This is a genomic window from Roseisalinus antarcticus (assembly GCF_900172355.1).
GTDB lineage: Bacteria > Pseudomonadota > Alphaproteobacteria > Rhodobacterales > Rhodobacteraceae > Oceanicola > Oceanicola antarcticus_A.
Genome location: NZ_FWFZ01000014.1, coordinates 63,148 through 89,197, shown reverse-complemented (window position 1 = coordinate 89,197; position 26,050 = coordinate 63,148). Strand labels below are relative to the sequence as shown.

The 26,050-nt window shown below is 68.1% G+C and carries 22 protein-coding genes and 1 pseudogene; 13 read left to right on the top strand and 10 right to left on the bottom strand.

All coding sequences use genetic code 11. The features are described from left to right. Positions 1 to 20 precede the first annotated feature (20 nt). The 3 genes from ROA7023_RS13795 (at position 21) to ROA7023_RS13785 (ending at position 2,698) form a co-directional block, all read left to right on the top strand. A complete protein-coding gene (locus tag ROA7023_RS13795; RefSeq protein WP_085879621.1) occupies positions 21 to 914 on the top strand; it encodes a PfkB family carbohydrate kinase in 894 nt (297 codons plus the stop codon). Next, positions 911 to 1,834 (top strand): pseudouridine-5'-phosphate glycosidase, encoded by a 924-nt coding sequence (locus tag ROA7023_RS13790; protein WP_085879620.1) that lies wholly within the window; start codon positions 911 to 913, stop codon positions 1,832 to 1,834. Before ROA7023_RS13795 ends, ROA7023_RS13790 begins: the two co-directional genes overlap by 4 nt. A 78-nt stretch (positions 1,835 to 1,912) precedes the next feature. Further along, positions 1,913 to 2,698: a DUF502 domain-containing protein gene (locus ROA7023_RS13785; RefSeq protein ID WP_085879619.1), complete on the top strand. Its 786-nt coding sequence runs from the start codon at positions 1,913 to 1,915 to the stop codon at positions 2,696 to 2,698. Positions 2,699 to 2,741: 43 nt separating this feature from the next. Here ROA7023_RS13785 and ROA7023_RS13780 read toward each other — a convergent pair whose 3' ends face one another. Together ROA7023_RS13780 and ROA7023_RS13775 are read right to left on the bottom strand one after the other, a co-directional pair. Further along, positions 2,742 to 3,761, bottom strand: coding sequence for a patatin-like phospholipase family protein (locus ROA7023_RS13780; protein ID WP_085879618.1), 1,020 nt, complete (start codon positions 3,759 to 3,761; stop codon positions 2,742 to 2,744). Then, positions 3,758 to 4,531: a 3-hydroxybutyrate dehydrogenase gene (locus tag ROA7023_RS13775; protein WP_085879617.1), complete on the bottom strand. Its 774-nt coding sequence runs from the start codon at positions 4,529 to 4,531 to the stop codon at positions 3,758 to 3,760. The genes ROA7023_RS13780 and ROA7023_RS13775 overlap by 4 nt, the downstream gene beginning before the upstream one ends. A gap of 354 nt (positions 4,532 to 4,885) precedes the next feature. Between ROA7023_RS13775 and ROA7023_RS13770 the strand changes: the two genes are divergently transcribed. Beyond that, on the top strand, positions 4,886 to 6,703 hold the full coding sequence (locus ROA7023_RS13770; RefSeq protein ID WP_085879616.1) for an extracellular solute-binding protein: 1,818 nt from the start codon (positions 4,886 to 4,888) through the stop codon (positions 6,701 to 6,703). A gap of 131 nt (positions 6,704 to 6,834) precedes the next feature. Beyond that, a complete protein-coding gene (locus tag ROA7023_RS13765; protein ID WP_085879615.1) occupies positions 6,835 to 7,065 on the top strand; it encodes a hypothetical protein in 231 nt (76 codons plus the stop codon). Positions 7,066 to 7,220: 155 nt separating this feature from the next. Here the strand turns inward: ROA7023_RS13765 and ROA7023_RS13760 are convergent, their stop codons facing one another. Beyond that, positions 7,221 to 7,844 carry a helix-turn-helix domain-containing protein gene (locus tag ROA7023_RS13760; protein ID WP_085879614.1) on the bottom strand — a complete coding sequence of 208 codons (624 nt, stop codon included), beginning with the start codon at positions 7,842 to 7,844 and terminating at the stop codon, positions 7,221 to 7,223. A 67-nt stretch (positions 7,845 to 7,911) separates the two neighbouring features. Between ROA7023_RS13760 and ROA7023_RS13755 the strand changes: the two are divergent. The 3 genes and pseudogenes from ROA7023_RS13755 (at position 7,912) to ROA7023_RS13745 (ending at position 11,271) form a co-directional block, all read left to right on the top strand. Then, positions 7,912 to 9,405: pseudogene (locus tag ROA7023_RS13755) on the top strand (class I adenylate-forming enzyme family protein). Next, the gene (locus tag ROA7023_RS13750) at positions 9,392 to 10,033 is read left to right on the top strand and encodes a DsbA family oxidoreductase (RefSeq protein WP_085879613.1); all 642 of its coding nucleotides are present in this window, start codon (positions 9,392 to 9,394) and stop codon (positions 10,031 to 10,033) included. Before ROA7023_RS13755 ends, ROA7023_RS13750 begins: the two are co-directional and overlap by 14 nt. Beyond that, a complete protein-coding gene (locus ROA7023_RS13745; RefSeq protein WP_085879612.1) occupies positions 10,030 to 11,271 on the top strand; it encodes a multidrug effflux MFS transporter in 1,242 nt (413 codons plus the stop codon). Before ROA7023_RS13750 ends, ROA7023_RS13745 begins: the two co-directional genes overlap by 4 nt. A 9-nt stretch (positions 11,272 to 11,280) precedes the next feature. On the opposite strand, the gene ntrX is transcribed toward ROA7023_RS13745, so the two are convergent. The 5 genes from ntrX to dusB all read right to left on the bottom strand — a co-directional run bounded on the left by ntrX (position 11,281) and on the right by dusB (position 18,487). Continuing rightward, positions 11,281 to 12,678 (bottom strand): nitrogen assimilation response regulator NtrX, encoded by a 1,398-nt coding sequence (gene ntrX, locus ROA7023_RS13740; RefSeq protein WP_085879611.1) that lies wholly within the window; start codon positions 12,676 to 12,678, stop codon positions 11,281 to 11,283. Between the two features lie 11 nt (positions 12,679 to 12,689). Next, complete coding sequence (locus ROA7023_RS13735) at positions 12,690 to 14,921, bottom strand: sensor histidine kinase NtrY-like (protein ID WP_085879610.1); 2,232 nt, start codon at positions 14,919 to 14,921, stop codon at positions 12,690 to 12,692. A gap of 112 nt (positions 14,922 to 15,033) precedes the next feature. Continuing rightward, positions 15,034 to 16,401 carry a response regulator gene (locus ROA7023_RS13730; RefSeq protein ID WP_085879609.1) on the bottom strand — a complete coding sequence of 456 codons (1,368 nt, stop codon included), beginning with the start codon at positions 16,399 to 16,401 and terminating at the stop codon, positions 15,034 to 15,036. A gap of 2 nt (positions 16,402 to 16,403) precedes the next feature. Next, positions 16,404 to 17,486 (bottom strand): two-component system sensor histidine kinase NtrB, encoded by a 1,083-nt coding sequence (locus ROA7023_RS13725; RefSeq protein WP_085879608.1) that lies wholly within the window; start codon positions 17,484 to 17,486, stop codon positions 16,404 to 16,406. Further along, complete coding sequence (gene dusB, locus ROA7023_RS13720) at positions 17,483 to 18,487, bottom strand: tRNA dihydrouridine synthase DusB (RefSeq protein WP_085879634.1); 1,005 nt, start codon at positions 18,485 to 18,487, stop codon at positions 17,483 to 17,485. The genes ROA7023_RS13725 and dusB overlap by 4 nt, the downstream gene beginning before the upstream one ends. A 169-nt stretch (positions 18,488 to 18,656) precedes the next feature. Between dusB and ROA7023_RS13715 the strand changes: the two genes are divergently transcribed. The 3 genes from ROA7023_RS13715 to ROA7023_RS13705 are packed head-to-tail and all read left to right on the top strand — an operon-like array spanning position 18,657 to position 20,733. Beyond that, positions 18,657 to 19,775, top strand: coding sequence for a bifunctional 2-C-methyl-D-erythritol 4-phosphate cytidylyltransferase/2-C-methyl-D-erythritol 2,4-cyclodiphosphate synthase (locus ROA7023_RS13715; protein ID WP_085879607.1), 1,119 nt, complete (start codon positions 18,657 to 18,659; stop codon positions 19,773 to 19,775). Further along, on the top strand, positions 19,772 to 20,263 hold the full coding sequence (locus ROA7023_RS13710) for a phosphatidylglycerophosphatase A family protein (protein WP_085879606.1): 492 nt from the start codon (positions 19,772 to 19,774) through the stop codon (positions 20,261 to 20,263). Before ROA7023_RS13715 ends, ROA7023_RS13710 begins: the two co-directional genes overlap by 4 nt. Then, positions 20,260 to 20,733, top strand: coding sequence for a CinA family protein (locus ROA7023_RS13705; RefSeq protein WP_085879605.1), 474 nt, complete (start codon positions 20,260 to 20,262; stop codon positions 20,731 to 20,733). The genes ROA7023_RS13710 and ROA7023_RS13705 overlap by 4 nt, the downstream gene beginning before the upstream one ends. Here the strand turns inward: ROA7023_RS13705 and ROA7023_RS13700 are convergent. Next, the gene (locus ROA7023_RS13700) at positions 20,730 to 22,040 is read right to left on the bottom strand and encodes a DUF2254 domain-containing protein (protein ID WP_085879604.1); all 1,311 of its coding nucleotides are present in this window, start codon (positions 22,038 to 22,040) and stop codon (positions 20,730 to 20,732) included. The genes ROA7023_RS13705 and ROA7023_RS13700 overlap by 4 nt on opposite strands. Positions 22,041 to 22,194: 154 nt before the next feature. Here ROA7023_RS13700 and ROA7023_RS13695 point away from each other — a divergent pair, with 154 nt between their 5' ends. Beyond that, positions 22,195 to 24,600: a GcvT family protein gene (locus ROA7023_RS13695; RefSeq protein ID WP_085879603.1), complete on the top strand. Its 2,406-nt coding sequence runs from the start codon at positions 22,195 to 22,197 to the stop codon at positions 24,598 to 24,600. Then, the gene (locus tag ROA7023_RS13690) at positions 24,601 to 25,203 is read left to right on the top strand and encodes a nucleotidyltransferase family protein (protein ID WP_085879602.1); all 603 of its coding nucleotides are present in this window, start codon (positions 24,601 to 24,603) and stop codon (positions 25,201 to 25,203) included. On the opposite strand, the gene ROA7023_RS13685 is transcribed toward ROA7023_RS13690, so the two are convergent. Further along, entirely contained in the window at positions 25,200 to 25,790 is a 591-nt protein-coding gene (locus ROA7023_RS13685; RefSeq protein ID WP_085879601.1) for a Hint domain-containing protein, read from the bottom strand. The genes ROA7023_RS13690 and ROA7023_RS13685 overlap by 4 nt on opposite strands. Positions 25,791 to 26,050: the final 260 nt, after the last annotated feature.

The following is a 26,050-nucleotide window of genomic DNA, read 5'->3' as shown; positions in this document are numbered from 1 at the left end:
GTGGCGGGCCAAGAGACGCCATGGTTGATCGTCCCGACATCCTGTGCATCGGTTCCGTCCTGTGGGACATGATCGGACGGTCCGCGTCGACGATGCGGCTGGGGTCCGACGTGCCCGGCCGGATCATCCGGATCCCCGGCGGGGTCGCCATGAACATTGCGATGACCCTTGTGCGGTTCGGGCTGCGGCCCGCGCTTCTGACCTCGCTCGGTCGGGACAGGGATGGCGACGCGTTGATCGCCGAGGCGGAGGACATGGGCATGGAAACCGTCTTTGCCTATCGTTCGGACGATCTGCCGACGGACAGCTACATGGCGATCGAGGGCGCCAACGGGTTGATCGCCGCCATCGCCGACGCCCATTCGCTGGAACGCGCCGGCGCCAAGATCCTGCGACCGCTGGAGGACGGGCGGCTGGGGAATGCGGCCGCCCCCTGGGCGGGTCCGGTGGCGCTGGACGGCAACCTGACCGCCGAGTTGCTGCGCGAGATCGCGGGCTCTCCCCTGTTCGCGGCGGCCGATATCCGGCTGGCGCCCGCCTCGCCCTCCAAGGCGCTCCGGCTGCAGGCGCTGATGGGGCATCCGCGCACGACCTTCTACGTCAATCTCGAAGAGGCGGGGCTGTTGTGCAACACGGTCTTCGACAGCTCCGGTGCGGCGGCGCGGGCGCTGGTGGCGCGCGGGGCCGCGCGGGCGCTGGTCACGGACGGGGGCCGCGAGACGACCGAGGCCGCCGGGGACCGGGTCCTCGGCCGCAGGCCACCGGAGGTGCTGGTGACCCGCGTGACCGGCGCCGGCGACACCTTCATGGCGGCGCATATCGCCGCCGAATTGCGCGGGTCCGCGCCCGAGGCCGCCCTCGAGGCCGCGCTCGACGCGGCCGCCACCTATGTTTCCGGAGATACCCCCCAATGATCCAGATGGCAGAAAGCCTCGAAGTCACCGAGGCCCGCATCGACGGCCGCCCCATCGTCGCGCTGGAAAGCACGATCATCACCCACGGCATGCCCTGGCCGCAGAACATCGAGACCGCCCGCGCCGTAGAGGCCGCGATCCGCGAGGAGGGCGCCGTGCCCGCGACCATGGCGGTCATCGATGGCCGGCTGCGGGTCGGGCTGGACGCCGCCGCGCTCGAGAGTTTTGCCAGGACGGACGGGGTGGCGAAGCTCTCTCGCGCGGACCTGGCCGCCTGCATCGCGACCGGCGGCACCGGGGCAACCACGGTGGCCGCGACCATGATCGCCGCGCGGATGGCGGGGATCGAGGTCTTTGCCACCGGCGGCATCGGCGGTGTGCACCGGGGGGCCGAGAGCAGTTTCGACATTTCGGCCGACCTGCAGGAGCTGTCGCAGACGCCCGTGACGGTGGTGGCCGCCGGGGCCAAGGCGATCCTGGACCTGCCCAAGACCTACGAGGTGCTGGAGACGCTGGGCGTGCCGGTGATCGCCTATGGATCCGATTGGATGCCCGCCTTCTGGTCGCGGAGCTCGCAGATCCCGGCACCGCTGCGGATGGACGACGCCGCGGCCATCGCGCGGGCCCATGCCACGCGCGGCGCGCTCGGCCTGTCCGGAGGGCAGCTGGTCGCGAACCCGATCCCGGAGGATGCCGAGATCAGCGCCGAGGACCTCGCCCCGGTCATTGCCCAGGCGCTGGCCGAAGCAGAGGCGCGGGGGATCGTGGCCAAGGCCGTCACGCCGTTCCTGCTGGACCGGGTCTTTACCCTGACCGAGGGGCGTTCGCTGATGGCCAACATCCGGCTGGTGCTGAACAATGCGCGACTGGCCGCGGCCATTGCCCGTGAATTAAGCGCGATCAGGTCGGTTGCCGCCTAATGCGGCGCATGGCCGTTGTGCCTGGCCCGGCCGCGCCCTAGATAGGACTTAACGCCCCTTATCGAGTGCGCACCCACCGTGACGACGCCCTTGCCCGACGACACCCACAAATCCGGCCGTCTGAGGCTGTTCGCAGGCTTGCGCAATTCGTTCCTGACAGGGATCGTCGTGATCGCCCCCGTGGGTCTGACGGTCTGGCTGATCTGGACGGTCGTGGGCTGGGTCGATGGTTTTGTCTGGCCCTTCGTGCCCGATTCCTACCAGCCCAATGCGCTGATCAACCGGTTCCTCGGGCTCGAGGGCGCCGAGCGGATCGAGATCAACGTGCGCGGCATCGGCGTTATCGTCTTTTTCGTCTTCACCATCATGGTGGGCTGGATCGCCAAGGGGATCATCGGACGGTCATTCATTTCCTGGGGCGAGGGGCTGGTCGGCCGCCTGCCTGTGGTCCGGTCGATCTACAACGGGGCCAAGCAGCTGGCCGAGACGGTGTTCGCCCAATCCGAGACCAGTTTCGAGAAGGCCTGCCTGATCCAGTATCCGCGCGAAGGGATCTGGGCCATCGGCTTCATCTCGACCGAGACCCGGGGCGAGGTGCCGATCAAGGCCCAGACCGAAGATATGCTGTCGGTCTTCGTGCCAACCACGCCAAACCCCACCTCGGGGTTTCTGCTGTTCTTTCCCAGGTCGGACGTGGTCGAGCTGGACATGACCATCGAAGAGGCGGCGAAGCTCGTGATCTCGGCGGGGCTGGTCTATCCCGGCTCGCGCGATGAACCCCTGCCCGAGGTCCTGGAGCACGAGGCGGAGCGCCTCTCCCAGAAGGCCCGAGAGGCACGGGAGCGGGAAAGGCAGAGCGCCTGAGCCCCGGTTTCCGACCGTTTTCGTCCCGACCCGCGTCGCCCGGTCAGCTGAACATCTTCTCAAGATCGACCGTGCTGCGGTCGCCGATGTCGTCGAAATGCTCGGCCAGGAAGGTGTTCGCGGACTCCCGCCCCGCCGCCTTCAGACGCGCCATGACCACCGCGTTGGGCACCATCTTGGTCGCCACCGACAGGTCGTTCATCAACCCGTCGTCGGCGATCATGTGGACCAGGACCTTTTTCATCGAGCCTTTCGGCACCCGGCCCTCGGCCAGCAGCCGCGCGACGAAATTGATCGCCCGCAGCTCTCGCAGCAGCGAGGAGTTGAAGCTGATCTCGTTGATCCGGTTCTGGATGGATTGCGGGTCCGTGGGCAGCGCCGCGCGGTAGATCGGGTTGATGTTGACCACCATGATGTCGTCGGGAAGGTGCCCCAGGAACAGCGGGAACAGCGCCGGGTTGCCGGTATAGCCGCCGTCCCAATAGGCCTCGCCGTCGATCTGGACCGCGCGGAACACCGTGGGCAGGCAGGCCGAGGCGAGGATCGCGTCGACGGAGATCTCCTCTCCTGTGAAGACCCGGATCTTGCCGGTGCGGACGTTGGTGGCGCAGATGTGGACCTCGGGCCCGGTGCCGTAGCAGACCGCGTCGTAGTCGAACCCCGCCACGATCCGGCGCAGCGGGTTCTCGAAGATGTCGCCGAAGGTGTAGGGCGAGACCATCCGCGAGGTCATGTCGAAGGCGGCGAAGAAGGGGGAATATTCCATCGCCTTCGCCAGGATCGGCGCCGAAGGGGCCAGCGCGGCCAGCCAGTCCGACAGCCGGTCGTCGTTGATCGCCCCGACCTCGGCCCAGAGCGTGTCGAGCTGCGCCTTCGCCCCGCTGCGTCCGTCCTGGACCATCCCGGCCTTGTATGCGGCAGCATTGAGCGCCCCCGCCGAAGTGCCGGAGATGGCCGCGATCTCGATCCGCTCGTCCTCCAGCAGCCGGTCGAGCACGCCCCAGGTGAAGGCGCCATGCGCGCCCCCGCCCTGCAGCGCGAGGTTGATGCGCTTGACGCTCACCGGGCGGTCCAGCCGCCGTCCATGGACTGGGTCGTGCCGGTGATCTGCGCCGCGTGATCGGAACACAGGAACACCGCGAGACCGCCCAGCTGTTCGAGCGTGGCGAATTCCTTGGACGGCTGCCGGGCAAGGATCACCTCGCGGATCGCGGTTTCACGGTCCATGTCGTATTGCTTCATCGTGTCGGGGATCTGCGCCTCGACCAGCGGGGTCAGCACGTAGCCGGGGCAGATCGCGTTCGCGGTGATCGGGTCTTCGGCGGTCTCGAGCGCGACCACCTTGGTCAGCCCCACCACCCCGTGCTTGGCCGCCACGTAGGCCGACTTGTAGGGCGAGGCGCGCAGCCCGTGGGCGGACGAGATGTTGAGGATCCGGCCCCAGCCCGCCTTGCGCATCATCGGCACGGCCATCGCCGTGGTGTGGAAGGCCGAGGACAGCATGATCGCGATGATCGCGTCCCACTTGGCGACCGGAAACTCCTCGATCGGCGCGACCTGCTGGATGCCCGCGTTGTTCACCAGGATGTCGCAGGCGCCGGCGGTCTCGATCAGGGCCCGGGCCTCGTCGCCCTTCGACAGGTCCGCCTTGATGTAGCGCGCCGTCACCCCGAATTCGGTGGCGATCTGGTCGGCCAGCGCGTGATCCTCGTCGTTGTCGGTGTAGGAGTTCAGCACCACGTCTGCGCCCGCCCCCGCCAGCGCCTTGGCCAGGCCCAGCCCGATGCCTGAATTCGATCCGGTGATGACGGCGGTTTTTCCTGCCAGCGACATGGCGCTCTCCTTGCTTCGTTGCAAAGGCATAATGCTGCGGCTGCGAAAGAGTTCAACCCGCCTGCGCCCCGCCGGATCACACTCGCGCGACAGGGTCCGCGGCGGGGGAGTCGCACCGCGATTCGAGGGGTGGTGGAACGCGGGGCGAGACTGCCGATCGGCCAGAAAAAAACGCCCGCACAAGGCGGGCGTTGAGTTATTGAGGCAGGTTTCATACAGGCAAGAAACCTATCGAGCAGTGCCCTCCTTATAAGCAATTCCGACGGCGACGCCAACCTATAAGTTTGAAAACGTTGGGCCGGGCCTCTAGGCTTGGCTTCAACAGACAAGAGCAGCAGGGGGATTGTCGCCAAAATGGATCCGCAGTTTTTCTCATCATTGCGCAATGCCGCCGCGGCGCTCGCGGCGCTGATGATCGCGGGCACGGCAAGCGCCGAGCCCTCTCATGGCATAGCTATGTATGGCGACCCGGCCATGCCACCGGATTTTGTGGCCCTGCCCTATGTTAACCCCGACGCGCCCGTCGGCGGCCGCATCGTCGAGGGCAATGTCGGCAGCTTCGATTCGCTCAATCCCTTCATCCGGAAGGGCAATGTTCCGTGGCAGATCCGTTTCCACGTCGGTGAGACTTTGATGGGACGGTCGCTGGACGAACCCTTCACCCTCTACGGGCTACTGGCCGAATCGATCGAGACCGGGCCGAATCGCGAATGGGTGGAATTCACCCTGCGCCCCGAGGCGCGATTCTCCGACGGCTCGCCCGTCACCGTCGAGGACGTGATCTGGAGCTACGAGACCCTCGGGACCGAGGGCCACCCCCGCTATGCCGGCTTCTGGGCCGCCGTCGAGAGCCTGGAGCAGGTGGGCGAGCGGACCATCCGCTTCACCTTCAACACCGACAACCGCGAGCTGGCGCTTCTGGCCGGCATGCGCCCGATCCTGCAGAAGGCGCAGTTCGAGGGGCTCGATTTCGCCGAGGAGGGCGATCAGGTCGTGCCGATCTCGTCCTCGCCCTACATCATCGACAATTTCGAGCCCGGCCGCTTCGTCAGCCTGCGCCGCAACCCTGATTACTGGGGCTGGGGCATCGTGCCGTTCCGGACCGGCACCTACAACCTAGACGAATACCGGCTGGAGTTCTTCGGCGACGAGACCGCCGCCTTCGAGGCGTTCAAGACCGGGATCGTCACCACCAACCGCGAGTTCAACGTGGCCCGCTGGGAAAGCCAGTACGATTTCCCCAAGATGACCGACGGCGACTACACTCGGTCCGTCCTGCCCCATTCGCGGCCCTCCGGCATGACCGGCTTCGTGATGAACACCCGCAATCCGCTGTTCGACGACTGGCGGGTGCGCGACGCGATGATCCACGTCTTCAACTTCGAGTTCATCAACGAGGCGATGACAGGCTCCGCCCAGCCGCGCATCACCTCGTATTTCTCCAACTCTCCGCTGGGCATGGCCCACGGCCCGGCCGAGGGGCGGGTGCTGGAGTTCCTGGAACCCTATGCCGGCGACCTGCCGCCCGGCGCGATAGAGGGCTATTCCCTGCCCGAGGGCGACGGGTCAGAGCGCAACCGCGCCAATATCGGCGCCGCGCTCGACATGTTCGAGGCCGCCGGCTGGACCGTCCAGGAGGGCGAGCTGAAAAACGCCGACGGCGCACCCTTCGGCTTCGAGATCCTGCTCGAACAGGGCTCCTCCGAGAATGCGGCGATCATCGACATGTACGTCCAGTCGCTGGAGCGGGTCGGCATCTTTCCCACCGTGACGACCGTGGACAGCGCCCAGTACAAGGAGCGCACGGATTCCTACGATTTCGACATGACCTACTTCCGTCGGGGCCTGTCGCTGTCGCCGGGGACCGAGCAATACCTCTACTGGGGCTCCGAAGGCGTCGACACGCCCGGCGGGCGCAACCTGATGGGGGTGGAAAGCCCGGCGATCGACGCGATGATCGACGCCCTGCTGACCTCTGCCGAAACCGAGGATTTCTATGCCGCGGCGAAGGCGCTGGACCGGGTGCTGACCGCGGGGCGCTATGTGATCCCGATCTACCAGTGGAACATCAGCCGGATCGCGCATGACGCGAACCTGCACTATCCCGAGACCATGCCGATCTTCGGCGACTGGCCGGGCTGGCAGCCCGACGTCTGGTGGTACGAGGAATGACCGCCTGACGGCGCGGCGGGGCGGCCCCGGTTCGCCCTGCCCCTCCCGGCCCGCCGTCCGGTCTGGTTGATTTACGGCGGCTTAAGACTCATGTGCTGAACTGGATGGATCGTTCAACACGAGAGGATGCCATGAGTTGGAGCATTGTCACGGTCGACTGGCCTGTCTGGGCCGCCTGTCTGGCCGAGGATTTCGAATGTCTCGACCAGCCGACGCTGGAGGGTTTTCGCGGCGACAGGGCCAAGGTGGTCGACTGCCTCGCCGCGGCCCATGACCTCACCCAAGCCGAGGCCTTCGACACGCTGGAGGTCTGGCTTGGCCGGCGCAGCCGCCACATGGCAGAGGCCCGCGTCGCCGCCTGAGCCTTCTTTCGGGCTGTCGCTGCCCGCTGAGCCTGCTTCGAAGCTGCTGATGCCGGGTCGTTTTCGTCTGCGGTCGTCGCCGGCGACCGGTGGCCGGGCGCTCGGCAGGTGCGCCAGCCCGGATCAGCCATCGACGAAGGCCATGCCAGCCCGGATCAACCCAGCGACGTCACCCAGAGGATCGTCGCATCCTCAGGGCTGATAGAGATCACGTTGTGTCCCATGGCCGCGTCGTAATAGGCGCTGTCTCCGCGCTTCATCTCCACCGGTTCATAGAACTCGGTATAAAGGCGGATCTGGCCGGTCAGGACATAGAGGAACTCTTCGCCGTCGTGCCGGACCCAGCCTTCGAATTCTTCGAAAGCGCGGGCATGGATGCGGGCGCGGTAGGGCAACATCTTCTTCTGGATCAGGGTCTCGGCCAGAAGCTCGTGATCGTAGGTCACGGTCACATGACCCTCGCCCTCGCCCGAGCGTGTCATCGCCATCCGCCCGTTCACCTGGTTCTGTGACGGTGGCGTGAAAAGCTGCGGGATCGAGATGCCGAGCCCGGTGACAAGCTTCTTGAGCGCATCATAGGTCGGCGACATCTGGCCGTTCTCGATCTTCGACAGGGTCGACCGGGCGAGCCCGGCCTTCCCGGCGGCCTGTTCCAGCGTCCAGTCCCTTTCCTTGCGCAATTGGCGCACCCGCTGGCCGAGGTCGACCGGCAAGACATCCTCCGCGACGCCGCTTTCGCGGGCGATGCGGATCAGGGATCGGGGGTCGCGCTCGCTCATGGCGAAAGATCTAGGGCGCGACCGGCAAGCTTGCAACTCTGCGGGTCCGGGGGTAGCCCGATCCGCGATGCTGCCGCCTTGTCCCGCTCCGTTCAACCTCGCCCGATACGTGCTGGCCGCAGGTGCCGCCACGCCCGACAAGATCGCGCTGGCCGTGCTCGGCCCGTCCCGGGCGGAACGCTGGAGCTATGGGCGCCTGACCGGCGCGGTGCGCGGCGTGGCGGCGGGCCTGCTGGCAGAGGGGCTGGCCCCCGGGGACAGGGTGCTGCTGCGGCTCGGCGATACCGCCGACTTTCCGCTGACCTTCCTCGGCGCCATCGCGGCGGGGCTGGTGCCCGTGCCGACCTCTGCACAGCTGACCGGCCCCGAGATGACGCGGCTCGCCGAGGCCCTCCAACCCGCGCTGACCATCGCCGCGCCGGACATCGCGCGGCCCGGCGGCGGCCCGGTCCTGCCGGTCAGGGCTCTCAGGGAAATGCACGCGCTCGACCCGGCGCCCTGGCACATGGGTGACCCGAACCGGCCCGGCTATATCGTCTTCACCTCCGGCACCTCTGGCGTGGCGCGGGGGGTGGTCCATGCGCACCGGGCGATCTGGGCCCGGCGCAGCATGTGGCAGGGTTGGTAAGGGATGACGGCCGAGGATCGGATGATGCACGCGGGGGCGTTCAACTGGACCTTCACGCTGGGCACCGGGCTGCTTGATCCATGGACGATCGGGGCGACCGCGCTGATCCCCGCGCCAGGCACCGGGGTGGCGGCCCTGCCGCTTTTGATGAAGCGCCATGACGCCAGCATTTTCGCTGCGGCACCCGGTATTTACCGCCAACTCCTCAAGTCTCCCCTGCCGGCGCTGCCGAAACTGCGCCACGGCCTCGCGGCCGGCGAGAAGATGCCCGAAACCCTGCGCCAAAGCTGGAGAGAGGCGACCGGAACCGAGGTGCACGAGGCGTTCGGCATGTCCGAATGCTCCACCTTCATCTCGGGCAGCCCGGCGCACCCGGCCCCGCCCCATGCCATCGGCTATCCGCAGGAAGGACGCCGGGTGAGCCTGCGCCTTGACGGGCCGGTCTGCCCCGCGGAGGCGCCCGGCGTCATCGCCGTGCACCGGGACGATCCCGGCCTGATGCTGGGCTATCTCGACGCCCCCGAGGAAACCGCAGCCCGCTTCGACGGTGACTGGTTCCTGACCGGCGACATGGGCCGACTGGCGCCCGACGGCGCGATCCTCTACGACGGGCGCAACGACGACATGATGAACGCCGGCGGCTTTCGCGTCTCGCCGCTCGAGGTCGAGGCCGCGATGCAGACGCATCCCGCCATCGCCGAAGCCGCGGCCTGTGAGCTGCGCGTGAAGGCCGACGCCAGCGTCATCGCTCTGTTCTACACCGGGATGCCGGCCGCCGACGCGGCGCTGGCGGACCATGCCGCGGCGCATCTTGCGCGCTACAAGGCGCCCCGGCTCTTTGTCCACGTGGGCGCCCTGCCCCGTGGCGCCAACAACAAGCTGTTGCGCCGCAAGCTGCGCACCGAATGGGAGGCCGACCATGGTCAAACTTGATATCATTTCGGACCCGGTCTGCCCGTGGTGCTACATCGGCAAGACCTATCTCGACCGGGCGCTGGAGACCGCCGGCAACCCGTTCGAGATCGAGTGGCACCCGTTCCAGCTCAACCCCGAGATGCCGCCCGCCGGCATGGACCGCCGCGCCTACCTGGAGGCGAAATTCGGCGGGCCCGCTGGCGTCGACGAGGTTTACGGCCGGATCTCGGAGGCCGCGCGCGAGGCCGGCCTCGACATCGACTTCGCCAGGATCACCCGGACGCCCTCGACCGTCGACGCGCACCGGCTGATCCACTGGGCGGGGATCGAGGGCCGGCAGAGCTTCGTGGTCCAGCGCCTGTTCGAGGCCTATTTCCGCGAGGGCCGCGATATCGGCGATGCCGAGGTCCTGGCCGATGTCGCCGACGGTGCCGGCATGGACGCGGGCGTGGTGCTGCGGCTGCTGGCCACCGAGTCCGATACCGACGACATCCTGCGCCGCGACGCGCACAGCCGCGAGATGGGGGTGACCGGTGTGCCGACCTTCATCGTGGCCAACCAGCACGCGGTGCCGGGTGCGCAGCCTCCCGACCTCTGGGCCAAGGTCATCACCGAGATCATGGCGCAGGACACCTCTGCGACATGACCGAAATCCCCCCCACGCTGGCGACGCCGTCCCCGGCCCCGAAACGGCTTGCCGAACCCGAGTTCATCGCGCTGGTGGCGATGCTGGCGGCGACGGTGGCCTTCTCGATCGACGCGATGCTGCCCGCCCTGCCCAAGATCGGCGAAGAACTGAGCCCGGATTTCGTCAACCGCGCCCAGCTGATCCTCACCAGCTTCGTGCTGGGCATGGGCGCGGGCACCCTGTTTACCGGGCCGCTGTCGGACCGGTTCGGCCGCAAGCCGGTGCTGCTGGGCGGGGTCGCGCTCTATGTGGCGGGGGCGTTGCTGGCCTGGGCCGCGCCGACGCTGGAGCTGATGCTCGCCGCCCGGGTGATCCAGGGCCTCGGCGCCGCCGGGCCGCGGGTGGTGTCCATGGCGCTGATCCGCGACCTCTACAGCGGGCGGCAGATGGCGCGGACCATGTCCTTCGTGATGATGGTCTTCACGCTCGTCCCCGCGCTCGCGCCGACCATGGGCTACGTGGTGATCAGCGCCTTCGGCTGGCGCAGCATCTTCGGGGCGTTCATCCTGTTCGCCGTCATCGCGGCGATCTGGCTCGGCCTGCGCCAGCCCGAGACGCTGCTGCCCGAGCGTCGGCGCACGCTCAGCCCGCGCGACCTGGCCCATGCGGTGCGCGAGGTCTGGGCCCACCCGACGTCGCGGCTGTCGACGCTGGTCCAGACGCTGGTCTTCGGGATGCTGTTCGGGATGCTGTCCTCGACCCAGCAGATCTTCGACGAGACCTATGGCCGCGGCGACACGTTCCACCTGTGGTTCGGCGGGATCGCGGTCCTCGCGGCGTCGTCCAACGTGGTCAATGCGCGGCTCGTGGTGCGGTTGGGTATGCGGGCCATGGTGAAGGGCATGTTCACGGCGCAGATGATCCTTTCGCTGATCATGGTGGCGGTCCTGCTGTTTCACCTGCCGCCGACCCTGGAGTTTGCGCTGTTCCTGATCTGGACGACGAGCCTGTTCTTCCAGGCCGGCATGTGCATCGGCAACCTGAACGCCCTGGCGCTGGAGCCGATGGGCCATATCGCCGGCCTCGCGGCCTCGGTGGTCACCGCGACGGCGACCGTGGGCGCGGTGATGCTGGCGGTGCCCGTGGGCCTGCTGTTCAACGGCACGGCGATCCCGCTGGCCGGCGGCACGTTCCTGATGTCGACCACGGCCCTGCTGATCACCATGCAGATCCGCCGCGACAGCGACCCCGACTGAGGGGCCGGGTCAGCCCTCGATATGGGCGACCCGGGCGCCGGCCTTGTTCGAGGTGACCACGCCAAGCGACTTCAGCTTGCGGTGCAGGGCGGAGCGTTCCATCCCGACGAAAGCCGCGGTGCGGCTGATGTTGCCGCCGAAGCGGTTGATCTGGGTCAGCAGGTATTCACGCTCGAACAGCTCGCGGGCCTCGCGCAGCGGCAGGGTGGCAAGCCCGCCAGACAGGACGACGCGGTCTTCCTCGGCGCCCATGCGCTCTTCGGTGGAGGGCAGCTCTCGCGCGGAAATCTCGCCGCTGCCTTCGCCGAGGATCAGCACCCGCTCGATCACGTTGCGCAGCTGGCGGACATTGCCCGGCCAGACCATGGTCTGCAGCAAAGCGCGGGCGTCATCCGCCAGCATCCGCAGCGGCAGGCCCTGGGTGCGGTTGAACATCCGCAGGAAATGCTCGGCCAGCAGGGGAATATCCTCGCGCCGTTCTTCCAGCGACGGCACCGAGATCGGCACCACGTTCAGCCGGAGAAACAGCTCCTGCCGGAATCGACCGGCCTGAATTTCGGCCTGCAAGTCCCTGTTCGTGCTTGAAATAACCCGAATGTCCACTTGGACCTTCTCGTTTCCACCGACCCGCTGGAACCGCTGATCGACCAGCACGCGCAGGATCTTGGACTGGGTGCCCGGCGGCATGTCGGCCACCTCGTCGAAATAGAGAACGCCACCGCTCGCCTCTTCAAGCATGCCGCGTTCGATGCCCCGCTCGGCGCTTTCGCGCCCGAAGAGCACCTCTTCCATCCGCTCCGGCTCGATCGAGGCGGAGTTGACGCTGACGAAGGGCCCCTGTGCGCGGGCCGACTTGGCGTGGATGTAGCGCGCGGCAACCTCCTTGCCCGCGCCCGCCGGCCCGGTCAGCATCACCCGGCCTTTCGATTTCGTGACCTTGTCGAGCTGCGACTTCAGCGCCCGGAACGAGGCGCTGTCGCCGAGCAGTTCCGTGGTGCCCTGCTCGCCGCGTTTCAGCTCGAGGTTTTCGCGACGCAGGCGCGAGGTTTCCATCGCGCGCCGGATCACCACCATCAACTGGTCGATATTGAACGGTTTCTCTATGAAGTCATAGGCGCCCTGCTTGATCGCCGCGACCGCGATCTCGATGTTGCCATGCCCCGAGATGATCACGATCGGGATGTCGGGATGGTCGCGCTTGACATTGGTCAGGATGTTGATCCCGTCCATGTTGCCGTCCTTCAACCAGATATCGAGGATCATAAGGGAGGGCGGTTCCTTGGCGATTTCGGCCATGCACTGGTCGGTGGTGCCGGCCAGACGGGTCGAATACCCCTCGTCGTGCAGGATCTCCGCGATCAGTTCACGGATGTCGCGTTCGTCGTCGGTGATCAGAATGTCGCCCATTACGTACCTCTTCAAACTGCTTCTTTTGTCGCCGCGAGCACCGCAGCCGGTGCCGTCGGCAAGGTAATCACGGCCATGGCCCCGCGATGACCGGTGTCATCGAACGGGTCCGCATCGGTGAGCGCGAGCTTGCCGCCGTGCTCTTCGATGATCTTCTTCACGATCGGCAGGCCCAGCCCGGTGCCCTTCTCTCGGGTGGTCACATAGGGCTCGAACAGCCGCGCGCGATCTTCGGGCAGGCCGATCCCGTTATCGGCGATCGTGATCTGCGCCTCGTTGTCCGACCAGGTCATCGCGACCCGGATTTCGGGGACCAAATCTGCGCCGGTTTCGATATAGGTTTCAATGGCCTCTCCCGCGTTCTTGATGAGGTTGGTCAGGGCCTGGCTGATCATCGTCGCATCCACCTGGGCGATGATCGCCGCATCGGGCAGGTCGCTGACCAGGGTCAGGTCGGGCAGGCCCGCTTCCTGCAAGGTCACCGCATCGCGCACCAGGCCGGTCAGATCGGCATGGGTGCGCTGGGGCTCGGGCATCCGAGCGAACTTCGAGAACTCGTCAACAATGCGCTTCAAGTCATTGGTCTGGCGGACGATCACGTCCGTCATCTGTGCCAGATCATCGGCCTCGTCCGGCAGCTTGGGACCGAACTTGCGCTTGATCCGCTCCGCCGAGAGCTTGATCGGGGTCAGCGGGTTCTTGATCTCGTGCGCGATCCGGCGGGCGACATCGCCCCAGGCGGCCATCCGCTGGGCGCTGACCAGGTCGGTCACGTCGTCGAAGGCCACCACATAGCCCTCGACCTTACCGGTGTCCCCGCGCCGTGGCGACATGCGCACAAGCAGGCTCTCCTGCTTGCCGCCGCGCACCAGGTTCACCTGTTCCTGTACAAGGGTGCGGGGGGCGCGGCGCAAGCGGTCGTAAAGAGTGGCAAATTCCGGAATGGCGACCGAGATCGCGGCATCTTCCGTGGTCTCGTCCACGTCCAGAAGCCGCTTGGCCGACGGATTGACGAAGGTCACCCGGCCCTTCGCGTTGAGCCCGACCACACCGGAGGTGATCGAGGTCAGCACGGAATCGAACAGGCGGCGGCGCAGCTCGATCTGGTGGGTGCGCTTCAGCAGCTCTTCACGCTGTGCCTTAAGTTCGGCTGTCATCCGGTTGAAATGGCGCCCCAAAAGCGCGATCTCGTCATCGCCCTTCTCTTCGCGGACGCGGACATCCAGGTCGCCGGCCCCGACACGTTGCGAGGCGCCGACGAGCCGTCCGACCGGGCGCGACAGACGCTCGGCGAACCACAGGCCCAGCCAGATCGCCGCAAGGATCAGGATCACCGCGAAGCCGAGGTAGATCAGCCCGAACTCGAACAGCAACCGCCCGCGGTCCTGCTCCAGCTGCTGATAGAGGGCGACGGTCTCTTGCGTCTCGTCCAGCAGCGACAGGATCGAGCCGTCGACCTCGCGGCTGACATAGAGAAACCGGTCGACGAAGGCCTCCAGCGGGATCAGGGCGCGAAACTCGTTGGAATCCCAGTCCTCGATTATGGCGATGCCCTCGGCCACTGCCTCTTCGATCGCCGCCGGCGAGGGCTGTTCGTAGTCGAAGAGATAGGATCGCGCACCGCGGGCCACGATCGCGGCCTCGCTGTCGATCACGAAGGCTTCGGTCAGGCCGCGTTCGATCTGCGGCTGCACCCGCCCCAGCGCCTGCCGGATTTCGCCCGGCGACATGAAGAAGGTCTGTTGCCGTTCGTTGTTGAGATACCGCGCCAGGGCCTGGCCGTCGCGGGACAATTCCTGCCGGTGCTCCTCTTCATAGGCCTGGGCCGCGGCCAGCGACGAGCCGACCACGTTGCGGACCCGGTCGGAAAACCAGCCCTCCAGCCCGATGTTCAGGGTCAGGATGGCAAAGACCGCCACCAGCACCGTCGGGATCAGCGCCAGCAGGGCGAAGACCCCGGTCAGCCGCAGGTGAAGCCGCGAGCCCGCGGATTTCGCCCGCCGCGCGGCGACCATGCCCAGAACGCGCTGTGCCACCAGCGAGGCAACGACGAGGACATAGACCAGGTCGGCCGTCAGGATCAGCCGCAGGGCCGGCGCCGAGGCGGATTGCTCCAGCGGTCCGACGATGGACACCGTGGCGAGCGCCAGCACCGGCCCCAGCACCACCAGCCCCAGGGTCGCCGCGTTGCGCACGCGGCGCCTGCGGCGCCATCGGCTCAGCCGACCGAGTTTGAGATCCATGAGGGATCGTCGCACGTGCCTGTCCCGTCAAACGGGGCAAACCTGTTGCCCCACCGCCATTGCCCGTGGTCTTATTGTGACATGTCACAACCGCCACGGTTCTGTGGCCGTTTTACATCAACTTGCGGCGGCGAGTCACGCGGATATCGAGGTCCGTGATCTTTTTTCTCAAGGTATTGCGGTTGATGCCGAGCAAGTCGGCACATTTGGCCTGATTTCCGCCGGTTGCGTCCAGCGCGATTTCGATCAGGGGCAGCTCGACCTCCTTCAGAATGCGCCGATAGAGCCCCGGCGGCGGCAAAACCCCGCCGTGCAGGTCGAAATATCGGCGCAGGTGCTTGGCGACCGAGGCGGAGAGCTTCTCGCCCTCGCCGACGCCGCGCAGGGGCTCCATCGCGGGCTGGTTGCCGAGCACATGCTCGACCTCCGACCGGGTGACCTCGTCCTCGGTCGCGGTGAAGACCAGCCGCCGGATCGCATTTTCCAGCTGCCGCACGTTGCCGGGCCAGGAATAGGTGCGCACAAGCTCCAGTGCCTGCCCGTTGAGCCGGCGGACAGGGGCGCCCTCGCGCTCGGACCGGGTCAGGAAATGCTCGGCCAGCAGCGGGATGTCGTCCACCCGTTCACGCAGCGACGGCACGGTCAGGGTCACGCCGCCGAGGCGGTAATAGAGGTCCTCGCGGAATTCGCCCCCCTCCATCCGGCCCATCAGGTCGACCTGGCTGGTCGACATGATGCGGGGCCCCTGCTCGCCCAGGGCGTCGAGCATCCGCACGATCCGCGCCTGGGAGGCATCGGGGAAATCGCCGACCTCGTCGAACACCAGGCTGCCGCCCTTGGCCCGCGACAACAGCGCGGCGGGGCCGTCCGCCCCGTCGAGATCGGCCGCATTGGCCACCACGAACGGCAAGGTCCGGCGGTCGGAGAAATCGTGGATCGCCCGCGCGATCAGGGATTTTCCGGTCCCGCTCTCGCCCGAGATCAGCACCGGAAGCTGGGTGTTCATCACCCGCGCCACCAGCCGGTAGAGCGCCTGCATCGCGGGGGTGCGCCCCACCAGCGGCAGGTCGCCCTCCTGCCCGTCGGCCGATTGGGCGCGGGGCGGCAGGGCACGGCGCTTGACCTCGAGCGCGCGGCCCGCGCGTTTCATCAGGTCCGGCAGATCGAAGGGCTTCGGCAGGTAGTCATAGGCCTCGGCCTCGGCCGCCTGGATCGCGGTCATGATCGTGTTCTGCGCTGAGATCACGATGACCGGCAGGCCGGGTCGTTTCTCGGAAATGAGCGGCAGCTGATCCAGCCCGTTGCCGTCGGGCATGATCACATCCGAGATCACCAGGTCCCCCTTGCCCTCGTCCACCCAGCGCATCAGCGTCACGAGGGAGGATGTGGCATGCACCTTGCAGCCCGCGCGCGTCAGCGCCTGGGTCAGCACGGTCCGGATGGTGCGGTCGTCGTCCGCGACGAGAACTGTTCCGTCCATAGTCAGTCTTCTCCGGTGTCTTGGGCATCCTTGGGCACGAGCGGCAAGGACAGCCTGAAAACGGTGCGGCCGGGAATGCTGTCGACCGAAATCCAGCCTCCGTTGGCCGCGATGATCTTTGAGACGAGCGCCAGCCCCAGCCCGGTGCCGTTCTCGCGGCCCGACACGAAGGGCTCGAAGATCTCGGCCGCGATGTCGGCGGGCAAGCCCGGGCCGTCGTCGATGATTTCGACCTGCAGCGGCAGGCGCACCTGCTCGCCCAGCTTGTTGCGCACCCGCAAGGAGGGCTCGTAGAAGGTGTGCAGGCGGATGATGCCGCCGTCCTTGCCCGCCTCGCTGGCGTTCTTGAGCAGGTTCAGCAGGACCTGAAGCAGCTGGTCCGCATCCGCCCATGTGGGCGGCAGCGAGGGGTCGTAATCCTCCAGGTAGGTCATGTGTGCGCCGAAGCCGATGCTCGCCGACTGGCGGGCGCGGTCCAGAAGGTCGTGCAGGTTGACCGATTTCGACTGCGGCGGGCGCAGGTTGCCGAATTGCTCGACCTGTTCGAGCAACTGGACGATGCGGCGGCTCTCGGCGACGATCAGATCGGTCAGCTCCAGATCTCCGTTCGACAGGCCCATGGACAGAAGCTGGGCCGCGCCGGTGATGCCGGCGAGCGGGTTCTTGATCTCGTGGGCCAGCATCTCGGACATGCCGATCGCGGCGCGGGCGGCCTTGCCGGAGGCGGCGTTCAGCGTGACCCGGCTGGCCAGTTCGCGCGGAGAGATCATCATCAGCATGTGACCGTCGACGCCTTCGAGCGGGGCGAACTGGATGTTGCATTGCATCGGCGGGCGCTCGCCGCTGCCGACGTCCACGTCGTTGACGAAAAGCGACGTGTGCCGCGCCCTGGCCCTGGCGTAGGGTTCCTCGATGGCGGCGTCGATCATCACCTTGTCCCAGATCGGCGCACCGGCGATGGTCTTGGCCGAGAGGTTCAGGAACAGCTCCGCCGCCGGATTGCTGTCGACGATGGTGTCGTCGGGGCCCAGCAGCAGCGCGGGCACCGGCAGGGAATTCCACAAGTTCGGGTCGACGATGCTCATGCGGCGACGGCCTTCCGTTCGAGGGCGGCGCGAAGCAGGCGCAGCACTTCGGCCGGTGACCCGGACCGCAGGATCTGTTGGCGGACCGGCCGCTCTGTCCCCGCGTGATCCATGTACCAGCCCAGGTGCTTGCGGGCGACGCGCAAGCCCAGTTCGCGGCCGTAGAAGGCGAGCATCGCCTCATAATGTCCTGAAATCATGTCCTGCAACGCTCCGCCCATCGGAATGGCAGGGGCCGGGGCGCCGTGGATGGCATGGGCGATCTCGGCGATCCGCCAGGGGCGGCCCTGCGCGGCGCGGCCGACCATGACGCCGCGGGCCCCCGACAGGCGCAGCGCCTCCGCCGCGCTGGCGGCGCTGTGGATGTCGCCATTGGCGATGACCGGGATCGACACCGCCCGGGTGACGGCCCGGATCGCGGCCCAATCGGCCCGGCCCTTGTAGAACTGGCACCGTGTGCGCCCGTGGATCGTCACCATGCGGACCCCGGCCGCTTCGGCCCGCCGGGCGATCATGGCTGCATTCAGCGAGCTGTCGTCCCAGCCCAGCCGGGTCTTGAGCGTCACCGGCACCGACACCGCGCCTACCACGGCCTCGATCAGCGACAGGGCGTGATCGGGCTCGCGCATCAGCGCCGATCCGGAATAGCCGCTGGTGACCTTCTTGGCCGGGCAGCCCATGTTGATGTCGATGATCTGCGCCCCCCGGGCTTCGGCGATCCGGGCCGCCTCGGCCATCCAATGCGCCTCGCGCCCGGCGATCTGGACCGCGGTGCGGGCCTCGCCGAAGCCGAGCTCGGCCTTGGCGCGGATGCCAAGGTGGCCCTGTACCATCTCCTGGCTCGCAACCATTTCCGACACGACCCAGCCCGCGCCGAACCCCGCGACCAGCCTGCGGAACGGCAGGTCGGTGATCCCCGCCAGCGGTGCGAGCGCCACCGGCGGGCTCAGCGTCAGGCTGCCCAGGGTGATCGCGTGGGGGGATGCTGAGTTGTCGGTCATGTGCCAAAACATTGTGCGTTGACCTCAATTGCTAACGGGCGTTGGGTGCGACCACAACGCTTGCCGACCGGAATGAGCTGCAACAGAACATTGTGCCTAAAAATTGTGCGATTAGCGCGACGACATGGCGGGAATTGCACGGTGGCGCGGCGGGGCCTATGAGGTTTGCATGACAACAGCTGCTCTTATCGTGGCCGCGGGCCGAGGGGTTCGGGCCGGAGGCGCCCTGCCGAAACAATGGCGTCCGCTGGCCGGGGCCCGGGTGATAGACCACACGATCGCCGCCTTTCGCGCCGCCGGGCTGGACCGGATTGTCGTTGTGGTGCAGGCGGATGACCAAAATCCCCTTGCAGGGGTCGTGACCGTGGCCGGCGGCGCCACGCGGCAGGCCAGCGTCCGCGCCGGGCTGGAGGCGCTGGCGGACGATCCGCCGGATCTCGTGCTGATCCACGATGCGGCGCGGCCGCTGGTCAGCCCCGCCCTCGTCAGCCGAATCTGCGCGGCCCTGGAAAGCAGCGACGGGGCAGCCCCGGCCCTCGCGGTGACAGACGCGCTCTGGACCGGCGCCGAGGGCCGGGTCACCGGCACAAGGGCCCGCGAGGGGCTGTTCCGGGCGCAGACGCCCCAGGGCTTCCGCTTCGCGCCGATCCTCGCCGCCCACCGGACCGCGGCCGAGGGCGCGGCGGATGACGTGGAGGTGGCCCGTGCGGCGGGGCTGGACGTCGCCATCGTTCCGGGCGACGAAGACAACTTCAAGATCACCGGCCCCGAGGATTTCGCCCGGGCCGAGCGACGACTGGGAGGCGCCATGGATATCCGGACCGGCAACGGGTTCGACGTGCATCGATTCGGGGATGGCGACCACGTGATGCTCTGCGGGGTCGCCCTGCCCCATTCGCGCGGGCTTCAGGGCCATTCCGACGCGGACGTGGGGCTGCACGCGGTCACCGACGCGGTCTACGGCGCACTTGGCGCTGGCGACATCGGCCGGCATTTCCCGCCCACCGATCCGCAATGGAAGGGCGCGGAGAGCCATATCTTCCTGAGCCATGCCGTGGGCCTCGCCGCCGGGCGGGGCTACGCGATCTCGAACGTAGACCTGACGCTGATCTGCGAGCGGCCCAAGATCGGCCCCCACGCGCCGGGGATGATCGCCAGCCTCGCCGGGATCATGGGGCTTGCCCCCGACCGCGTCAGCGTCAAGGCCACCACGTCCGAGCGGTTGGGCTTTGCCGGCCGCGAAGAGGGGATCGCGGCGCTTGCCACCGTGACGCTGGTGGCGCCATGAGCCATCTGATCGCCACCTTCTTCTACGTGGGCCACCTGAAACCGGCCCCGGGCACCTGGGGATCGCTCGCCGCCCTGCCGCTGGCGCTCGTGCTCTCCCTGCTGGGCGGGCCGTTCCTCGTTCTGCTGGCCGTAGTGCTGGCCTTCGGCGCCGGGCTCTGGGCCACGCGGGAGGAGACGCGCGACAGCCCTGACAGCGACCCTGGCCATATCGTCATCGACGAGGTCGCGGGTCAGTTGACCGCGCTCCTGCCCGTCGTCTTCGGCGCCTGGTCCGTGGGGGCGAGCGTCACCGCGCTCTGGCCCGGCTGGCTGGCGGCCTTCGCGCTGTTTCGGCTGTTCGACATCTGGAAGCCCTGGCTCGTGGGCCGCGCGGACCGGATGCACGGGCCCATGGGGGTGATGCTGGACGACATGATCGCGGGGGCCTTCGCCGCACTCGGTGTGGTCGTGGTGGCCGCGATCGCGCATCTGCCGGTGATCCTGTGAGCGCACTGCTGGCGGCCGCCTCCCGCCGCGCCGTGCTGATCGCGACGGCAGAGAGCTGCACCGGCGGGCTGATCGCGGGCCGGATCACCGACGAGGCGGGTTCTTCGGCGATCTTCGACCGGGGGTTCGTGACCTATTCCAACGCGGCCAAGACGGCGATGCTGGGGGTGCGGGCCGAGACCCTCGAAGCCCATGGCGCCGTGTCCGAGGCGGTCGCCCGCGAGATGGCCGGCGGCGCTCTGGAACGCTCGGACGCGGCGGTCGCCGTCTCGGTCACCGGCATCGCGGGTCCCGGCGGCAGCGAGCACAAGCCCGAGGGACGGGTCTGTTTCGGCCTGGCCACGGCTGCGGGGACGATCTGCGAAACCGTCGAGTTCGGCCCGCTGGGCCGGGCCGCCGTGCGCGGCCGGACCGTGGATCACGCGCTGGCGATGGTGCTGCGGGCCGTCGAGGCGATGCCCCTGCCCTAGCTGGGCCCGGGCCCCGGTCCCGTTTCCGCCCCTTCGACGGCCCGCACGACCGCGTCATCGGCGGCGTGGCGCAGGCGCTTGCGGTCATGCTCGAAGTCCATGACGGAGCGCGACCGCGCATAGGCCAGCGCCGCCTGGGCCCGGGCCGCGCGGGCGAGGCTGTCGTCGGGGTGCGTCATCAGCCCGCGCAGCACTTTCTGCAGCCGTTCCTGCACTTCGATCAGCCCCGCCCCGTCGCGTGCCATCGCGTTATAGCCGTCCTCCAGCAGGTCGGCGGGCGAGAGCGGCGGCAGGTAGAGGTTGCGGTAGATCGGCTCGGACGTCGAGCCGTCGCCCAGTTCGGTGCGCCATTCGCCCAGGATCCGGGCGAGCCGCGCGATCATGTCGATCGCCGTGCCGGGGTCGTTCACCCCCGGCGACAGCGCCTTGGAGCCGATCTCGCCCAGCACGATCAGGCCGAGCCGCGGGTCCTGATCGTAGATCCGCACGTCGCCGAAGTCGATGTTGCGGCGCACGGCGTCCTCCATCGCCTCGTCCCCGCCCCGGACCCGGGCCAGCGGCTCTCCGAGGTGGACGAAGGTGCCGGGCGGGGCGATCAGCCAGACCTCGGCGCCCGCCTCCTCGGCGGCGGCGTCCAGCGCCTCGGGGTGCAGGGTGCAGACATATCCGCTCTGCTTGGACGCCACGGCGCGGGCCTCATCGGGCGGCGCCTCGTGCAGCGCCCGCGCGCCCATGCAGGGCTGGCGCAGCCGCGCTGCCAGCTTCTGGGTCGTGATCTGTTCCACCTGGTGGGCGGTGTCGGTGAGACTGCCGTAGGTCGTCAGGTGCAGGGTCCAGCGGATCAGCATGAACACCACCAGCACCATCACCGCGACCGTCAGCGAGAACAGGACCAGCCCGCCCTGGTCCGAGAACAGGCCCACCTCCTGCAGCACTATCGCCGTCAGCGCATAGACATAGGCACCGATGAAGGTGGCCAGCGTGTTCAGCGTGGTGGGGTCGTTCATGATCAGCCGGTGCACGCGCGGCGTCCATTGCGACGCGGCCGACCGGTTCACGCTGACCATGACGGTCAGGGAAAAGATCGTCGCCGCCAGCATCGCGTTGGCCATGATCACCAGCAGCCGGTCCGCCGAGGCGACGCTGACGCGGTCGCGCACCTCGGTCGGCAGCAACGGCTCGACCACCTGTGTCAGGGCCAGCGCCAGCAGCGCCAGCGCCCCCATCATGCAGACCCGCACGGCGAGCGTCCGCCACAGCATCAGGGCCTTGCGCCACAGCGGGACAAGCCGGGAAATCAACGGCATCGGGTCCTTTCCGGGTGCCGCGCCGGGCGCCCCATGATGTTGCCCATCACATTGACAGGTCGTCTTCGGGGGGGTTGCATGTCGCGAACGGCATGACCGGGCCGGCCGACATGTTCCAATGTGACAGCGTAATCCGGAGCAGGGAGCGAATTCAATGCAATCCACCACCCGCGTCGCGGTCATCGGGGGCGGCGTCGTCGGCGCCTCGGTGCTTTATCACCTGACGCGGCTGGGCTGGTCCGACGTGATGCTGATCGAGCGGTCGGAGCTGACCTCGGGCTCCACCTGGCACGCGGCGGGGGGCTTTCACACGCTGAACGGCGACACCAACATGGCCGCGCTTCAGGGCTACACGATCCGGCTTTACCGCGAGCTGGAGGAGCTGACGGGGCTGTCCTGCGGGCTGCACCACGTGGGCGGGCTGACGCTCGCGGACAATCGCGACCGCTTCGACATGCTCGTGGCCGAGCGCGCCAAGCATCGCTACATGGGCCTGGAGACAGAGATCGTCGGCCCCGAGGAGATCGCCAAAATTGCGCCGATCGTCAATCTGGAGGGCATCCAGGGCGCGCTCTACGATCCGCTGGACGGGCATCTCGATCCCTCCGGCACCACCCAGGCCTATGCGAAGGCCGCGCGGATGGGCGGGGCCGGGATCGTGCTGCACACCAGGGTGGAGGCGCTGCGCCCCCGCCGCGACGGCACCTGGGACGTGATCACCGACAAGGGCGAAATTCACGCCGAACACGTGGTCAACGCCGCCGGGCTCTGGGCCCGCGAGGTGGCCGCGATGGCCGGAGTCTATGCCCCGCTCCACCCAATGGAGCATCAATACCTGGTGACCGAACCCATCCCCGAGATCTATCAGCGCGACAGCGAGCATCCCCACGTCATGGACCCCGGCGGCGAAAGCTACCTGCGGCAGGAGGGGCGCGGGCTCTGCATCGGGTTCTACGAGCAGAAGGCCCGGCCCTGGGCGGTGGACGGCACGCCTTGGGATTTCGGACACGAGCTGCTGCCCGACGATTTCGACAAGATCGAGGAGTCCATCGAGTTCGCCTATCGCCGCTTTCCGGTGCTGGAGCGTGCCGGGATCAAATCGGTGATCCACGGCCCCTTCACCTTCGCCCCTGACGGCAACCCGCTGGTCGGCCCGGTGCCCGGCGTGCCCGGCTTCTGGTCGGCCTGCGGCGTCATGGCCGGGTTCAGCCAGGGCGGCGGCGTGGGGCTGGTGCTGGCGCAATGGATGATCGAGGGCGAGCCGGAGCGCGATGTCTCCGGCCTCGACGTGGCGCGCTACGGGCCGTGGATCAACGCCGGCTACACCCGGCCCAAGGTCATAGAGAATTACCAGCGCCGCTTTTCCGTCACCTACCCCAACGAGGAGCTGCCCGCCGCCCGGCCCAACCGCACGACGCCGATGTATGACATCTTCGACGGCATGGGCGCGGTCTGGGGGCATCAATACGGGCTCGAGGTGCCGAACTACTTCGCCAAGGGCGACGCGCCGCGGTTCGAGGCGCCGTCCTTCCGCCGCTCCAACGCCTGGGACGCCACCGCCCGCGAGGTACGCGGCGTGCGCGAGGGCGTCGGCATCAACGAGGTGCACAACTTCGGCAAGTTCCGGGTGACGGGGGGCGGTGCGCGGGCCTGGCTCGACCGGATCATGGCCGGGCGCATCCCGCAGCCGGGGCGGTTGTCGCTGACGCCGATGCTGGCGCCGTCGGGGCGGCTGATGGGCGATTTCACCGTCTCCTGCCTGACGGAGACCGAATTCTACCTGACCGCGTCCTACGGCGCGCAGGACATCCACCGCCGCTGGTTCGAGCATCACCCGGGCCCGGACTGCAAGGTCGAAAACGTCTCGGACAGCCGCACCGGCTTTCAGATCGCAGGCCCCCGGGCGCGCGATTTGCTGTCGGCCTGCACCCGCGACCCGGTCGATCTGCGGTTTCTTGACGTCCGCCCCATGACCATCGGCCAGACCGCCTGCCTGGTGCAGCGTGTCAGCTATACCGGCGACCTGGGGTTCGAGATCTACTGCGACCCGATGGACCAGCGCACCCTGTGGAAAACCCTGTGGAAAGCCGGTGCGCCGACAGGGATCGTGCCGTTCGGCATGCGGGCGATGATGTCGCTGCGGCTGGACCGGTTCTTCGGCGCCTGGCTGCGCGAATTCTCGCCCGATTACACTGCCGCCGAGACCGGGATGGATCGCTTCATCGCGTGGAAGAAGAACGTCGATTTCATCGGGCGCACCGCGGCAGAGGCCGAACGGGCGGCCCCACCGCCCCGCGTCCTCGCCGCCTTCGAGGTCGCCGCGGAGGATGCCGATGTCGTCGCCTACGAGCCGATCTTTCTGGATGGCCGCGTGGCCGGCTTCTGCACCTCGGGCGGCTATTCGCACTGGGCCGGGAAATCCATCGCGCAAGGGTTCGTGCCACGGGACCGGGCGCGGGAGGGGCTGGAGGTCGAGATAGAGATCCTGGGCGCCCGCCGCCCTGCCCGGCTGATCACCACGCCGCTCTTCGATCCCGACGGCGCGCGGATGCGGGGCTAGATGCGCACGCTGATCCTGATCCCGGCCGCCGGGGCCGCCCGCCGGATGGAGGGGCGCGACAAGCTGATGCTGGAGATCGACGGCACCCCGATGCTGGTCCGTCAGACCCGGACCGCGCTGGCCACCGGGGCGGAGGTGCTCGTGACGCTGCCCCCCGACCGGCCCGCCCGGATCTCGGCACTGGCGGCCCTCGCCAGCCCCGCGCTGCAGACCCGGATCATCCCCGAGGCGCGGGCGGGGATGTCGGGCTCGCTGCGCCACGGGGCCGAGGTCGCCCGGGCCAGCGGGCGCGATCTGCTGGTCCTGTTGCCGGACATGCCCGATATCGAGGCCGCGGATATCGAGCGCATCCTCGCGGCCAAGCGCCCCGATACCCCGATCCTGCGCGGCGCGACCGAGGCCGGCGTGCCGGGCCACCCGGTGCTCTTCGATGCGCGGCTGTTGCCGGAATTCGCAACCCTGGTCGGCGACGTCGGCGCCGCCCCCGTCATCAAGGCGCACCAGGGGGCGGTGACGCTGGTCCCCCTGAAAGGCCAACGGGCGTGCCGGGATATCGACACGCCCGCTGACTGGGCTGCATATTCCGGAATTTCAACGCCCTAGAGGCGCGGCCTGACAACGGGCCGGGCCGAGACGGCGGGCCCGCCGATTTCGGCCAGCGCGGGAAAGAGTGCGGCCAACCCCTCGCCCGCGTCCTGCGGGGCGGGCTGCAGGCTTTCGGTCCAGGCGCCGTTCGACAGGATTACCTCGTGCCGGGCGAAAAGGACCTGGTGATAGGTCATGGTGGCGGCCGGGAGTCGCGCGATCCCGGGCAGGAAGGTCAGGTTCGCGGCGGTCACGAAGGCCTCGGAGCAGCCGAACATCTCTTGCGCGATGGCCCCGAAGACCAGCACCCGGTGAGCCGGCGCGACGATCAGGTCGCTTTGGGGCAGGCCCGCGCCCAGGGCGCCGGCGCGAATACGCACGGGGGTATCCTCGGCGCGGGTCAGGGCGACCTCGACGGTCCCGACCCAGAGCACCTTCTGCAGGCCATTGTCGCGGGTCAGCACCCGCTGGCCGACCGTCAGCGCCTCGATCGCGATCTCGCCGCGGGTGGTGGCGATATAGGTGCCCGCGGCAAAGCTCATCTCGCCGCAGCCCCGGGCAGGGTCCGCGTCGATCGCGACAGGCTTCGTGAAATGTGCGGTCATGGCAGGTTCCTTCGACGTTCGGGACCGGCCGGAACCGGTGAGCGACAGGAACGATATGTCTCAATTTCGCCCGATTTGCCAAGTTTTGCCCCATTCCGGCGCCGTCCCGGCACCAGTTCCCGGGGGGCGGCAAGGATTGTCGCCGGGGCGTCAGGGTATTGGGGGCGCGGCGCGGCAGAAACGTGGCGGAGCCCGTGCAAACCGAATCGATTTTCGCCAAGCCCCCGCGAAACCGCCCCGACATCCTGGTGGGCAAGCCC